The organism is Secundilactobacillus yichangensis (assembly GCF_016861565.1).
Classification (GTDB): Bacteria; Bacillota; Bacilli; order Lactobacillales; family Lactobacillaceae; genus Secundilactobacillus; species Secundilactobacillus yichangensis.
In genome coordinates, this window is the sequence record NZ_BOLK01000008.1 from 60,016 (window position 1) to 74,387 (window position 14,372).

Genomic DNA, 14,372 nt, shown 5'->3' on the forward strand with positions numbered 1-14,372 from the left:
CTAACAAAAACGAATGGAGGCACCATCATGCGAAAGAGCACCTGGTTTTTACGGCTTTTAATCGGCTGTTTAGCGCTGTTAGCAATCGCAATCGGCATCATTCCGTTTCCCATCATGCTGCGCGAAATGTTTGAACACGCGCCCCATCATCTCAACGTTGTCGTCGTTATTCTTGGAATTGGTATCTACCTCGCTATCATCGGTTTCTTAGCTGCCGCTATCTTTGCAGAACAGCTGCTGGGTATCATTGATCATAATCAAGCCTTTAGCTCCCAGGCGGTTACTTACCTCAACCGGGTCAAATGGGCACTAGTGGTTGTCACGGTCGGTGTTTGGCTTTGGCTGCCCTTCATTTACGCCATTACGCAGTTAAACGACGCCCCTGGCATTATGTTAATTGGCCTTGGAATTGCCACTATCCCACTAATTCTCACGGTATTCATCGCTGTGCTGGTTCGCTTATGGGCAGCTGCACTGCAGATTAAAAACGAAAACGATTTAACGGTTTAGGAGGTATTATGATTGAAATTTCACTGGACGACATGCTAACTAAACGCCATATGACCCTAACACAATTATCAGTCGCGGTAGACGTCACCATGGCTAATCTGTCGATTCTAAAAACGGGTAAAGCGAAAGCGGTGCGTTTTTCAACGCTAGAAAAGATCTGTCAAGTTTTGGACTGCCAGCCGGGTGATTTGCTGCATTATCGACCTGATAAGTAACGTTTTTCGCCAATGAGTCTAATCTCATGTCAAAACACGGTAGATTCCAGAATCTACCGTGTTTTGTTACGCACTCTAATTACTGTTTCGGTTTAAATGCTCGAGTAGCCTTAATGGCAATTTGCCAGCCATCATACAAACGCGCGCGGCGTTCAGCTGTCATTTCCGGCTTAAAGGTTCTGCCCGCAGCATGAATCTGGCTAACTTCATCCAAGTCTTTCCAGTAGCCAACTGCCAATCCGGCGCAAATGGCTGCCCCTAAAGCAGTGGTTTCTTCGTCGCTTGAACGCACGATCGGCAGATTTAAAATATCTGCTTGGAACTGCATCAGATACCGGTTACGGGAGGCACCGCCATCCGCTAGAATTTCCACTACCGGCATCTCAGTATCCTGCCGCATGGTTTCAATGATGTCACGGGTTTGATACGCGATGGACTGCAGCGTTGCCTTCACAAAATCGTTACGGTTAGTTCCGCGAGTCAGTCCAAACACCGCTCCGCGGGCATCCTGATCCCAGTATGGCGCCCCTAACCCGTTAAAGGCAGGCACCACATACACTTCATCATCATTGGTCGATGCCATAGCTACTTGCCGAGACTGCGGCACGTTATCAATGATCTTCATGGTTTCCTGCAACCAGTTCAGCGCGGTACCGGCCACGAAGATTGATCCTTCAAGCGCATAGGTTAATTTACCATCTAAATCGTAGGCAATGGTAGTCAGCAGCTTGTGCTTAGAAAGCTGCGGTTTATCCCCAGTATTCATCACGATAAAGGCACCATCACCATACGTGTTCTTCACTTCGCCAGGCTTGAAAGCCATTTGACCGATCAAGGCCGCCTGTTGGTCCCCCACCAGTCCGCAAATTGGCACTTCAACGCCGTAAAACTGGTAGTTCTTAGTGGTGCCATATACTTCAGAACAAGAATGAATCTCCGGCAGCATCTGTTTGGGAATATTCATGATTTTTAGGATCTCATCGTCCCACTTTAAATCATGAATATTGAACATCATCGTTCGGCTAGCGTTGGTGTAATCGGTAATGTGCAACTGTCCATCCGATAACTTCCAGACTAGCCAGCTGTCAACGGTTCCCATCAGCAAATCGCCCTTTTCAGCACGCTCTTGGGCGCCTGGTACGTGATCCAGCAGCCAGCGTACTTTGGTAGCTGAGAAGTATGAATCAATCACTAATCCGGTATGTTCATGGATCAATTCCGAATAGCCATCCGTCACCATCTGCTTCGCAATCGGTGCCGTCTGCTTCGACAGCCAGCCAATCGCATGGTAAATGGGCTGACCGGTCGCTTTATCCCAAATAACCGTGGTTTCACGTTGGCTTGAGATGCCAATACCATCGATATATTCGGGATGAACACCCGCATCGATCAGCGCACTGGCAATCACCGACTGAACTGAATTCCAAATCTCATTGGCATCCACTTCAACCCAGCCATTGTGCGGATAATACTGTGGAAACGACTTTTGGCTCTCGATCACTTTCCGGCCCGAACGGTCAAATAACATGGCACGGGTCACGGAAGTCCCCTGATCGATCGCAAGTATATAATGTTCCGGCTGCTTCATTGCCATAACGATGACTACCTCCAACATTGTGATTAGTAAACGGTTTCAAGATTAGTCTTACTGTATCACATTCACAAAGTCCGTGTCATTTATTATAGGGGAATCTCAGGAAATTATTAATCTTTCTCAGTCAAATTTTCGTGCTGCAACTACCATATTGACATGGAGACATGGTATAATTTGAGTGTAAAAAAGGAAGTCCTACTAGACATAGGACTTCCTTGCAGAGCCGTTAATGACGGTGACATGTTTAGAACGTAAAAACCATTCCGGAACCGGTCAAAGTTAGCGGAATGGTTTTTATTTTTAATCTCCAAAAATATAACCCCCACACAGCAACCGCTGCATGAGGGTTATTCGTTTTTTCCTATCGTTTAATGACGACACGGAGATCAGCTTTTTTATCAGTATTCTTCGGGTTGATTTCTTCTTTATAGTTGAAGTCAGCTTCCTGGAAGTACTTTTTAATCTCTTCGTTAACTTTTTTAATGTCACGATTATCGTTATCCTGCTGGGTAATCAGTAAGGTATATTCTTTAGCGTCTTCATCAACGTCTTCAAATGCGTAGATTACATCTACCGTGTTCAAAATTTCTTGAATCATTTGTCGTTCTGTCATTGCCATCATCATTTACCTCGTTTAATTTTAGTTACACTACTAATGTAACGCTATTTCTGGGGAATGTTAAATGTTTTAACAAGGGGATGGGAGATTCTATGGTAAAATTGGAAACAAGTCATTCATCTACGCAGTTATCTTTAGAGAAAAGGAGTGATTACCCTTGCGCCCACGAATTGCATTACCAGCTGATACCTTAGCTGAAGCCACTAATATTATTAACGAACGAAACGCCGCTTTTGCGCCCCGGCCGGCTATTGAAGCCATCGTTAAAGCTGGCGGTATCCCCATTATTTTCCCCAGTGTCGATCCTGAAGACGTTGCCGATTACATAGATCTTTTTGACGGTGTTGCCTTTCTTGGCGGCGCCGACGTGGACCCTACCTTTTATGGAGAGGAACCCCACGAGAAGCTTGGCGTTACCTATCGCAAACGTGATTTATTTGAAATTGAACTGCTCAAACAGGCCGTTGCTAAGGGCAAAGCCATCTTCGGTATTTGTCGCGGAATGCAGCTGATTAATACCGGTCTTGGCGGTACCGTCTACCAAGACTTGTCTGAAGACCCAGACGCCACTTTAAAACATAATCAGGAAGCTGCCGGCAACATGCCGTCTCATCACGTTTCCGTTGATCCAAACAGCCGGCTCTTTAAAATCATTGGTGCAAGACCTTACGTTAACTCCCGTCACCACGAAGCCGTTAAACAGCTGGCCGATAGCCTGAAGGTCACTGCCCGTGCTGACGACGGTGTCATCGAAGCGTGCGAGTCCATCGATAACGACCAGATTTTGGCTGTTCAGTGGCATCCCGAGAACATGTATAAGCATCACGCTGACTCCAAGGCGCTGTTTGCGGACTTGATTGCCCGTAGTCAAAAAGTTGCGGAGCGCGATCGACAGTAATATAAGTCAATTAAAGCATCCCCGTTCTTCAGAGCGGGGATGCTTTAATTATTTAGTCTTCGCCACCGTATTCACTGGTAACTCAACACCAGGAAGAAATTGCCAGTCCTTTTGATAGTAGGATTGCTCCCAGAAGTCCCACTCAAACTCGCAGCTTTCGAGGAAACCGCGCTTAACCTGATCAAGGCGCTCACGGCTATACTTAGGTGCTTCGCGGTCCAAGATATCAAAGAAGGGGAAGCGCTTAGGGGTACCATCCGAGTCGTCATCGTCCGTATCAGCGTACAGTTCGATCCAGGCGGTAAACACGTTATCCGGCGTATTTTTGCCCTGCTCAATCAATCTATTGCCAATCTCACCATAGGTCCACGGACACGGTGTCATTGCCGCAATAATGTCAATGAGGTCACCGGATTTCAGCGTTTCCAGCATATGGTTGGTGTACAGCTTAGTGGTGGGTGTCATTGGCTGGCCCTGCAATGATTTATACGACGTTCCCGCAACTTCACAGAAATTTTTGTGTGCTTCCGATTCGCTGTTCAGCAGAAAATCAATCTGCTGGCTGATGATCTGCATGTCTTCCCGCGACGTGCTCTTCAAAAGCGCCACCGCGTCAGAATGCAAAAATTCGTTGAGGTAATTGTAGTCTTGTGTCACGTAAAACATGAGCGCTTCTTTGGCTAGATGGCCCGCACCGATGCCCTTTACAAAGGGATGTTCCATGATGTGGTCTAAAATGGGAGTTCCTGCTTCAATCAATTCTGTCGAAAAGTCCATAAGGTAAAATCTCCTTTTATTATTTTCAACATAGAAGCTAGGAACTCCCATTCTGAAAGTTCGTCATTATTCGGTTAAACTGCTTCCCTTCGCTAGTACTAACTAGATCAGGTTTAAAGGGTATTTCTCAGCACAGGGCACCCCTAGCATTATGTTACGGTGAGTATAGCATGTTTGCGTGCTTCAAGGAAATCAAATCAGCCTAATTAGTTGTAGTATTTTCGAATGTTGCTATAATCCGTGGTGTATTAAAATTAATTGTGATCTGGGGTGCCTGAGAGGCTGAGATGAGACCCACTGTACCTGATGCAGCCAGTACTGCCGTAGGAAGATCATTGGAAATCATTAACTCAACTTGGCCTGTCTTCACAACTTCACCCAACTCTCTGGTCGCAATCTCATCAGGAGGAATAATAATGTTATTATCACAGCAAATACAGACGGAAGCCCAGCCCCTTTTAAAAGCTAACGAGGAGCATCCGTTCGTTCAGGGCATTATTAACGGCAGTTTAACTAAGGAACAATTGGCCTATTACGACCAGCAGGATATTTCATTTGAGTATAACGAAGTGGCTGTGTTGAATGCGTTGATCACTTACAGCACTACCACTGCACAGACTAAACTGTTTGAAAAACGGCTGCACATGCAGTTGACGATGCTTGAAGATTGGCTAGCCCGCGAAGCCGACTATGACATCCCGCATAGCTGGCAAGGGTTGAAGCAGGCACCAATTCAGCCAATCAATCAAATGTATCAGCAGCATATGGCTGCCACCATCAACACTCACAGCGTGCTTCAGATCCTGCCATCGTTTGCGGCTGGCGAATGGGTCTACATTGAATTAGGTAAATATATGCGAACTCAAGACCGGGTCACCACTGAACCCTTCAGCAGCTTTCTGGCACTGGGCAATAAAGATTTTCTGGGTCCTAACGGCTATATTCAGCAGTTCTTCAACATCATCGATGATGAAGCCAAAGGCGCTAGCGAACGGGAACAGCAAACTGCTAAACAAACGTTTTTGAAGAGCTGCATCTTGGAATGGTATTTCTGGGAATCAGCTTATCAGCGCAGCACCTGGAACGATTGGCAGGAAACGGCTTTAAGCAATAATTAATTTCATATCCGCAAATAAAAAACGACCAGCTTACTGGTCGTTTTTTTGAATCAATTTTTTTAACGCCTCAAAAACTTGCTTACTCTCTGGCAAGTCCGGCCACATCAAGAAATCGTGCAGCATGTTTTTCATTTCATGTACGTCAACCTGAGTACCATCAGCTTGTTTGAGTTTAGCGGCTAATTTACGATGATCCGGCAGCAGCAGTTCCGTTGTTCCGTACCAGAGACTGATGTGGCCTAGATGGTCCATAGCGCCATTCAGCGGACTGATCAGCGGATCATCTAATACCAATGTACCGGCATAATTAGCTCCTACTTGCCGCATCGCTTGCAACGGTAATTCCGGGTCAGATTCACGTCGCTTTTCGATTTCAGGATCGCGCATCGCTAGATCTGACCATGGCGATACCAGCAACGTTGCCGTGGGCATTGACCGCTGTTTGGCACGTAACTGCTGTAATAACACTAGCGCTAAGCCGGCTCCAGAGGAGTCACCCAACCAGTAAAACTGGTCATCCGGATACTCTGTCTGCAGTTCTGCATACGCCTCTAGAGAGGCCGGTACCGTAGTAGTTGCCGTGTTTTCAGGCGCTAACGGGAAATCCAGCATGGTAACTTTTGCTCCCATACGGGTCACGATTTGTTCCATCCACTGACGGTGACTGTCGGTAGCAGGCACCGTATAAGCTCCGCCGTGAAAAATCACCACGTGCTGATTTGTTTCTGTTTTTGGCAGCAGTGTCACCAGTCGACTATTTTCCATTGGGACAACTTTTACCTGGTTTGGTTCCCTAAAGTTACTGGGATCAAGGTGGTCCGTTCGCCGACTAGGATGCTGAAAGCTGGTAGCTACCTGCTGCTTTAACCGACTGCGTTTTGTTTTAAATAAGAGCCAGTCACCACGCACACTCATCTATTGATCATCCTCCTGATTACGAACCGTAAACCGCTGCCGCTGGTGTTTTGGTGATTCAATTTCATCCATGATTGCTAACGCCATATTACCATTAGACAGCTCTGACTTGCCATTTGAGTCAACCAAAATTTGGTCAGTGCCCATAACGTAGCCATTAGTTGGCCCTGGGCCAAAGTTTCGCGATGGCGAAACAGCCACCCAATCAACGTTATCAATCATTTGCAGAAATTCGTACTCGTAGGTCTGATTGAGCGGAACACCAATCCACTGATCATGATCTGGCATTGTCAGCAGCTGGTCGATCAAACGCTTGCCATCGGGCTGTTTCAGACTGGCTGCACCAATAATCACGAATAAACGCGTGTTAGTATTGCGTAAATCATGCACCAGTTTAGTCAGTAAGTCTAAATGCAGATACGCCACCGGTGAACCCATCGGAACAGCAAAACCATCCACAACAACGTCAAAGCTTGTCAAATCAGCCTTGGTTAAATCAAACGCATCCTTTACAAGCAGCCGGGCATCATCTCCCAGTGCCTCACGACCGCGTGCTTCATTACGAACAATGGCAGTGGGTTCGTGTCCCCGTTTCTTGGCTTCGGTGTACACTGCAGAACCCGTTTTACCGTTACCGCCAATAATTCCAATTTTCATCATGATCACCTTCCTTGTTTGATCTTAATACAACAATTATAGCGCTTTCATTTACTTTAACAAAGCGTTTTGCCGGTTTATATAAAGTCGTATACGTCTACTATTGACGACTTCAGCACCTATCTTTTTTGTTCATGAAATGACCCGTCATTTGCGTTACAATAATCATGCATGTTCACACTACTAAGGGGGGACTTTTCATGCAGCAAGCTAATCAACGCGTCTTGACAATGGACCACGGTTATAATTTTCGGGACCTAGGCGGTTATCAAGCCCGTGATGGTCAGACGGTAAAGTGGCAGCGGGTCATTCGAACTGGCACCCTGGCCTACTTATCTGATCACGACCAGCAGTCGCTTCTCGACTACGGCATCAAGTTCGACGTGGATTTTCGTTCCGATGGCGAAGTTGCTGAAGCCCCAGATCAGATTCCAAATAGCATTCTTTATCGGCATCTACCCGTCTTTCCTGATGATAAAACCGATGCTTCCAAAACCCAGGCTGAACTAAATGCCGAACTGAAGTCACGTAAAAAGAACGGGTTTGATCACATGGTTGAAGTCTATCAAGAAATGGTTACCGAACCGCAAGCACAATCGGCTTACCGCCATTTCTTTTCCGCTCTGCTGAATAACACAGATCCGAAAAGCGGATTGCTGTTCCACTGTACGGCCGGTAAAGACCGAACTGGAATGGGCGCCACGTTCTTCCTCTCAGCACTGGGGGTTCCGCTAAAAATCATCAAACAAGACTATTTGTTAACGAACGATATTTTATCGCCACTGGTTCAAGCACGGCTGACTAAAGCTAAGAATGAAGGCATTACCGGCACAACGCTGGATACAATCAAAGCACAAATGACGGTTTCAAGCGGCTACTTCGACGCCGCCATGGCTGCCATTGATAAGTACTATGGCACGATGCCGGAATTTTTAAACAAGGCACTTCAATTATCTAATGAAGACATTGTCGATTTGAAAAAACTTTACTTAACTCACTAACGGAGGTTAGACATTGAAAAAATCAGTTACCCTTGGGCTTCCTCTGGCTGCCGTTGCTACCGGTGCGCTGTATGTTAGTCACTACCTTTTTAATCTCGCATTTAAGCGGGTCAATTATGTCCCAGAGACCTCCGCAGAGAAGCAAAAATACGCACAGCAGTACTACGACTACGTAGATTGGTTCCGTCAAATTCCGCAGGAAACTTGGTATTTGCACGAAAATGATCCAGATAAGCGCTTAGTAGCTACCTTTATCCAGCATCCTGACCACCTAAAAAAAACGGTGATCATCTCTCACGGTTATAAGGGAAATCGCGAGACTATGGCAAACTATGCCCAAATGTTCTACAACATGGGCTTTAACATTTTGCTGCCTGATGATCGTGCTCACGGTGAGAGCGCTGGTCAATACATTAACTTCGGCTGGTTAGACCGTCTAGACTACCTCAGCTGGATCAATAAGCTCATCGATATCAAGGGCGAGGACGAAAAGATCCTCCTCTTCGGTGTCAGCATGGGTGGCGCCACGATGGAAATGCTGTCCGGTGAAAACCTGCCAACACAAGTCAAAGCAATTATTGCCGACTGCGGTTACTCAAGTATTAAAGAAGAAATGACGTACCTGCTTCACGAGCAGTACCATTTACCCGAATACCCTATCGAACCAATGGTCAGCACCATTAACCGCCGTCGGTTAGGCTATTATTTGGGCGATGTTTCTTCAAAGGAACAGTTAAAGAAGAATCGTCGGCCAATCTTATTTATTCATGGCGGCAAGGATACGTACGTTCCTGTCAAAATGGCTTACGAAAACTACCGCGCTACCAAAGCCCCTAAACAGCTGTGGATCGTTAAGAATGCCACCCATGCTGAAAGCTTCTGGTACAATCCTGCTGCCTATCAGGCACGCGTGTCAGCTTTCTTAAAAACTTATTTCTAGAATAAGAAAAACTTCACGAATATCCCGACTGTTTTTCATACTTTTGTCACATTTAGTTGATATATTTATACCATAGCAAAGGCAACAAGCTATACCTCTTAATTGTAAGAGGGTACACTTCCTTGATTTATCAGTTTCTCCCCCCTAGGAAACTGATTGCATGCGGGACCTATCCTCCTCCCCTAGAATACTGGCCCCATGCTCCTCTTTATATTTCCAATCCCCCCTAATTGGAAATTTATCCCTATTATAAAAAACCAAACTCGTGTGAGTTTGGTTTTTTTGTGGTTTTTGGTTTTATATAGCCGAATCGGGCTACTCCAGGCAGACAGCTGCATGTAAGGGGCTTTGGGCATAAATGATTTTTTAATTTTACATGGTCGAATTGGGCTACTGAAAGCAGAGAGCTACATGTAAGGGGCTTCGGACATAAATCCAAGACCGGGATTTTTGTCCGAAGCCCCTTACACTCCGCTCTCTAAACGCTTTCCTCCGCACCTTCCTTAATTTAATCCAATCCTTCCGAAGATCTCATCCACTCTACGAATGTGATAATGATAATCAAACGCATCGTCAATATCCTTTTCCGACAGATGCGACATAATGGTTTCGTTGCCTTCTACTAATGGGCGGAACTGGACACCCTCATCCCACGCCTTTGCTGTCAACGGTTGAACTAGGTCGTAGGCCGTTTCTCTTGTTAAACCCGCGTCGATTAACTTTAACATTACCCGCTGGCTGTAGATCAGGCCGTACGTTAAGGTCATATTATGCTTCATCCGTTCTGGGAAAACCGTTAGATTCTCCACGATATTGGCAAACCGGTGCAGCATATAATCCAGCGTTGCCGTAGTATCTGGTAAGATAATTCGTTCTGCTGAAGAATGCGAAATATCGCGTTCATGCCATAAAGCAACATCCTCGTATGCCGTTTGAACGTGGCCACGAAGTACGCGCGCCAAACCGGTGATGTTTTCTGAACCGATGGGGTTCCGTTTATGCGGCATTGCCGAAGACCCCTTTTGACCCTTATTGAAATGTTCCTCAACTTCATGAATCTCAGAACGCTGCAAGGCACGAATCTCAGTTGCGAATTCTTCCAAGCTTGTTCCAATCAGCGCTAAGGTAGCAATGTAGTGGGCATGGAGATCACGTGGTAATACTTGACTGGTAATTTCCTGTGGCCGAATACCTAACTTGTCGCAGACATACTTCTCCACGAAAGGCGGCACGTTAGCAAAGGTTCCCACTGCACCACTGATTTTTCCTGCTTCTACCTCATCCGCGGCTTCATTGAAGCGTTTAATATCCCGGTTAATTTCTGAATACCAGCGGGCTAACTTGAGTCCAAACGTCGTTGGTTCAGCCTGAACACCGTGTGTCCGACCAATCATAACCGTATCCTTATATTTAAGTGCTTGTTTGCGAACGACTTCTTTTAAGTGCAGTAAGTCTTTTCGCAACAGTTCGTTGGCTTGTTTAAGACGATAGCCCTGTGCCGTATCCACGACGTCAGTGCTGGTCATGCCATAATGGATCCACTTGCGTTCCTCACCCAGTGATTCAGACACATCACGGGTAAAGGCCACAACATCATGATGAGTAACAGCTTCGATTTCAGCAATTCGATCCTCGTTAAAAGTAGCCTTCGCATTGATCTTATCAACGTCTTCTTGAGGGACGACTCCTAATTGAGCCCACGCTTCATCCACCGCAATTTCAACTTCCAGCCAAGATTGATACTGGTTATGAAGCGACCAAATTTTCGCCATTTCTGGGCGTGTATATCTTTCGAGCATTTCGATCCTCATTTCTGATTGATTTCACTAAAATACGAACATTAATTGAAATTCACTGCTGAATTTCCACTAAAATCATAACATAATCACGGCTAATTTGCATGATTAAATTAGTATATATTATAATTTTACCTATATATAGCACTTATGCTTTAGTTGCTATTCCATTATTATGAACATTAACGGCAGATATTTTAAATATTATTCGTGTTTTAGTTTGACTTTCCGTTTTTAAAAAGGTAATATATAAATTGCTGGGTTGTTCGCATTTAAGCCAGCTCAGCAATCTTTAGATATGAGGTGTTCTAATGTCATCTATAGTAGTAGTAGGGAGTCAATGGGGCGATGAAGGTAAGGGTAAAATTACCGACTTTCTGAGCAAGCAGGCCGATGTTGTAGCACGTTATCAAGGCGGCGACAACGCCGGGCACACCATTGTCTTCAAAGGTGAAACTTATAAGTTACACTTAATTCCATCTGGGATCTTCTACTCAGACAAGTTAAGTGTCATTGGTAACGGCGTTGTGCTTAACCCTAAATCATTGGTTGAGGAACTCCATTACCTGCACGACCGCAACGTTTCAACGGATAATCTGCGGATTTCTAACCGGGCACACGTTATTTTGCCGTACCACATCCTCATTGATCAATTACAAGAAGAAGCTAAGACAGCCAAAATTGGTACTACTAATAAGGGTATCGGTCCAGCTTACATGGATAAAGCTGAACGAATCGGTATCCGGGTAGCTGATTTACTAGAAAAAGACACGTTTGAAGAGAAGTTGCGTCAAAATCTTGAAGAAAAAAACGAAATGATCACGAAGCTCTACGATCATGAACCATTGAAGTTTGAAGATATTTACGAACCCTTCTATGAATATGGGCAAGAAATCAAACGCTATGTCACTGACACCTCAGTGGTGATCAACGATGCGATTGATGCCGGCAAGCACGTCCTTTTTGAAGGTGCTCAAGGTGTTATGCTGGATATTGACCACGGGACATACCCATTCGTTACAAGTTCTAGTCCAGTTGCTGGCGGCGTCACTATCGGTAACGGTGTCGGTCCTTCTAAAATCGACGAAGTAGTCGGTGCTTGTAAGGCTTACACTTCCCGTGTTGGTGATGGTCCATTCCCAACTGAATTGAACGATGAAACTGGCGACTTCATCCGTGAAGCCGGCCACGAATACGGAACCGTCACTAAACGTCCCCGTCGCATCGGCTGGTTCGATTCCGTTGTCCTGCGTCACGCTAAACGTGTTTCCGGTTTAACCCATCTCTCGCTAAACTGCTTGGATGTTTTGACTGGATTAAAGACTTTGAAAATTGCTTCGGCATACGAACTTGATGGCGAAACGATCTACCACTATCCAGCAAGTTTGAAACAGCTTAAAAACTGTAAACCAGTCTACGAGGAATTTCCTGGCTGGGACGATGATATTACCGGTGTTAAGAAGTTTGAAGATTTACCAGTTAACGCTCAAAACTACGTTAAACGACTTTCTGAACTGGTTGGTGTTGATATCGCCACCTTCTCAGTTGGCCCTGATCGGACTCAAACCAACGTTTTGATCGACGCTTGGCAAGACACCGATGCAACCGTTAAAGAATAAGGGGACATGCAATGATGAATAACCCAGAAGTATTTGACTACGAAGACATTCAACTGATCCCAAATAAATGCATCATTGAGAGCCGGTCCGAAGCCGATACTTCAGTCAAATTTGGCCCACGGACATTTAAGATCCCGGTTGTCCCCGCTAACATGGAGACTGTGATCAACGATGACCTAGCTGTTTGGCTTGCTCAACATGATTATTTCTACATCATGCACCGGTTTCAACCGGAAAAGCGGCATGCTTTTGTCAAAATGATGCATAGCAAGAATCTGTTTGTTTCAATCAGCGTTGGTGTTAAGCAGGAAGAACTTGATTTCATTCGAGAATTAGCAGACGCGAACGATGTACCGGAATATATCACCATTGACATCGCTCACGGTCACTCCAACTCTGTGATTCGAATGATTCAGCACATCAAGAAGTACTTACCTGCCAGTTTTGTCATTGCCGGTAACGTTGGCACACCCGAAGCGGTCCGCGAATTGGAAAACGCCGGGGCTGATGCTACTAAAGTTGGTATTGGTCCAGGTAAGGCTTGTATCACTAAACTAAAGACTGGTTTCGGCACCGGTGGCTGGCAATTAGCAGCTTTACGGCTATGCTCAAAAGCTGCTAGCAAACCCCTCATCGCTGATGGTGGCATTCGTTATAACGGTGACATTGCCAAATCGATTCGCTTCGGCGCTACCATGGTCATGATTGGCTCACTGATGGCTGGTCATCAACAGTCCCCTGGCAGCATCATCAAAATTGACGGTAAAACCTACAAACAATACTGGGGATCAGCTTCAGAAACTCAAAAGGGCGCTTACCGTAACGTAGAAGGTAAGCAAATGCTCGTCCCTTACCGCGGTGACATTGCCGATACGCTTTCCGAAATGCAACAAGATCTGCAAAGTTCGATTTCTTATGCCGGTGGTAATAAACTGATGGATATCCGCTTAGTTGACTATGTGGTAGTTAAAAATTCAGTTCTAAACGGCGATTCTTATTAAATATAGATACAAAAATGACCAACGATCTACGAATCGCTGGTCATTTTTTTGCCTGCTGAAATAACGGTCTTCATAATAGCTTTTCAAACTGCCAATGATTATAATCAACGTGATCGGTACTGACTTCTACAATAAAGTTATTTTTTTAGAGAGGCGGTGGGCAGTATGCCACTAATGAGAATTGATATGCTAAAGGGACGTAATGAAAAAGAGATCAAACAAATTCTCGATATTTCTTACCGGGTGATGTTAGATGCCTTTAATGCCCCTGAAGGCGACCGTTACCAAGTTGTTGCACAGCACGAACCATACGAAATGCAGATTCTCGACACTGGTTTAGGATTTACCCGCACCGAAAAAGTATTGGTCTTTAGTATTACCTCACGACCTAGAACACAGGAACAAAAAGAACTTTCTACCACAATTTAGTTAAGGAACTTTCAGATCAAGCCGGCGTTCGGCCCGAAGATGTCATGGTTAACTTAACCATGAATTCAGACGCCGACTGGAGTTTTGGCAACGGCAACGCGCAATTTTTGACAGGCGAACTTTAAAGCAGGCTTGTGACATAAGTCTATATCGACAAGGATTTAGTTCATTCTGTTCCACAACTCAGATAACGCCAAACAACGCCATCCCGATAAAGACCATCGGAATGACGTCATTTGGCGTTATATTCTGGAATCTACCGAGTTGTGTCACAGCCTCATAA

Annotated in this window: 14 protein-coding genes, 1 pseudogene and 2 riboswitches; of the genes and pseudogenes, 9 read left to right on the plus strand and 6 right to left on the minus strand. The window is 45.3% G+C overall.

Annotation, left to right across the window (positions count from 1 at the left end; genetic code table 11):
• Positions 1–27 precede the first annotated feature (27 nt).
• Both JUE95_RS07695 and JUE95_RS07700 read left to right on the plus strand, forming a co-directional pair.
• The gene (locus JUE95_RS07695) at positions 28–510 is read left to right on the plus strand and encodes a DUF2975 domain-containing protein (protein ID WP_203650438.1); all 483 of its coding nucleotides are present in this window, start codon (positions 28–30) and stop codon (positions 508–510) included.
• An 8-nt stretch (positions 511–518) separates the two neighbouring features.
• Positions 519–725 (plus strand): helix-turn-helix domain-containing protein, encoded by a 207-nt coding sequence (locus JUE95_RS07700; RefSeq protein WP_373305677.1) that lies wholly within the window; start codon positions 519–521, stop codon positions 723–725.
• A 79-nt stretch (positions 726–804) separates the two neighbouring features.
• Here JUE95_RS07700 and glpK read toward each other — a convergent pair whose 3' ends face one another.
• A complete protein-coding gene (gene glpK / locus JUE95_RS07705) occupies positions 805–2,313 on the minus strand; it encodes a glycerol kinase GlpK (protein ID WP_373305679.1) in 1,509 nt (502 codons plus the stop codon).
• Between the two features lie 367 nt (positions 2,314–2,680).
• The gene (locus JUE95_RS07710) at positions 2,681–2,932 is read right to left on the minus strand and encodes a hypothetical protein (RefSeq protein ID WP_203650509.1); all 252 of its coding nucleotides are present in this window, start codon (positions 2,930–2,932) and stop codon (positions 2,681–2,683) included.
• A 163-nt stretch (positions 2,933–3,095) separates the two neighbouring features.
• Between JUE95_RS07710 and JUE95_RS07715 the strand changes: the two genes are divergently transcribed.
• Entirely contained in the window at positions 3,096–3,836 is a 741-nt protein-coding gene (locus JUE95_RS07715) for a gamma-glutamyl-gamma-aminobutyrate hydrolase family protein (protein WP_203650442.1), read from the plus strand.
• A 48-nt stretch (positions 3,837–3,884) separates the two neighbouring features.
• Here the strand turns inward: JUE95_RS07715 and tenA are convergent, their stop codons facing one another.
• Positions 3,885–4,613, minus strand: a complete 729-nt coding sequence (gene tenA / locus JUE95_RS07720) for a thiaminase II (RefSeq protein ID WP_203650444.1) — start codon at positions 4,611–4,613, stop codon at positions 3,885–3,887.
• Positions 4,614–4,680: 67 nt separating this feature from the next.
• Positions 4,681–4,768: riboswitch (TPP riboswitch) on the minus strand.
• A gap of 101 nt (positions 4,769–4,869) precedes the next feature.
• Positions 4,870–4,960: riboswitch (TPP riboswitch) on the plus strand.
• A 69-nt stretch (positions 4,961–5,029) separates the two neighbouring features.
• Here tenA and JUE95_RS07725 point away from each other — a divergent pair.
• Complete coding sequence (locus JUE95_RS07725) at positions 5,030–5,731, plus strand: TenA family protein (RefSeq protein ID WP_203650446.1); 702 nt, start codon at positions 5,030–5,032, stop codon at positions 5,729–5,731.
• Positions 5,732–5,761: 30 nt separating this feature from the next.
• Here the strand turns inward: JUE95_RS07725 and JUE95_RS07730 are convergent, their stop codons facing one another.
• Together JUE95_RS07730 and JUE95_RS07735 are read right to left on the minus strand one after the other, a co-directional pair.
• Positions 5,762–6,646, minus strand: coding sequence for an alpha/beta hydrolase fold domain-containing protein (locus JUE95_RS07730; RefSeq protein WP_203650448.1), 885 nt, complete (start codon positions 6,644–6,646; stop codon positions 5,762–5,764).
• Positions 6,647–7,306, minus strand: coding sequence for an NAD(P)H-binding protein (locus tag JUE95_RS07735; RefSeq protein WP_235995355.1), 660 nt, complete (start codon positions 7,304–7,306; stop codon positions 6,647–6,649). It abuts the gene before it with no gap.
• Between the two features lie 197 nt (positions 7,307–7,503).
• On the opposite strand from JUE95_RS07735, the gene JUE95_RS07740 reads away from it, so the two are divergent.
• Complete coding sequence (locus JUE95_RS07740) at positions 7,504–8,304, plus strand: tyrosine-protein phosphatase (RefSeq protein ID WP_203650450.1); 801 nt, start codon at positions 7,504–7,506, stop codon at positions 8,302–8,304.
• Between the two features lie 13 nt (positions 8,305–8,317).
• Positions 8,318–9,244, plus strand: a complete 927-nt coding sequence (locus JUE95_RS07745; RefSeq protein ID WP_203650452.1) for an alpha/beta hydrolase — start codon at positions 8,318–8,320, stop codon at positions 9,242–9,244.
• Between the two features lie 503 nt (positions 9,245–9,747).
• On the opposite strand, the gene purB is transcribed toward JUE95_RS07745, so the two are convergent.
• Entirely contained in the window at positions 9,748–11,043 is a 1,296-nt protein-coding gene (purB, locus tag JUE95_RS07750; RefSeq protein ID WP_203650453.1) for an adenylosuccinate lyase, read from the minus strand.
• Positions 11,044–11,351: 308 nt separating this feature from the next.
• On the opposite strand from purB, the gene JUE95_RS07755 reads away from it, so the two are divergent.
• The 3 genes and pseudogenes from JUE95_RS07755 to JUE95_RS07765 all read left to right on the plus strand — a co-directional run bounded on the left by JUE95_RS07755 (position 11,352) and on the right by JUE95_RS07765 (position 14,214).
• The gene (locus tag JUE95_RS07755) at positions 11,352–12,659 is read left to right on the plus strand and encodes an adenylosuccinate synthase (RefSeq protein ID WP_203650454.1); all 1,308 of its coding nucleotides are present in this window, start codon (positions 11,352–11,354) and stop codon (positions 12,657–12,659) included.
• Between the two features lie 14 nt (positions 12,660–12,673).
• The gene (locus JUE95_RS07760; RefSeq protein ID WP_203650513.1) at positions 12,674–13,660 is read left to right on the plus strand and encodes a GMP reductase; all 987 of its coding nucleotides are present in this window, start codon (positions 12,674–12,676) and stop codon (positions 13,658–13,660) included.
• 165 nt (positions 13,661–13,825) lie between these two features.
• Positions 13,826–14,214: pseudogene (locus JUE95_RS07765) on the plus strand (tautomerase family protein).
• The last annotated feature ends 158 nt before the right edge of the window (positions 14,215–14,372 follow it).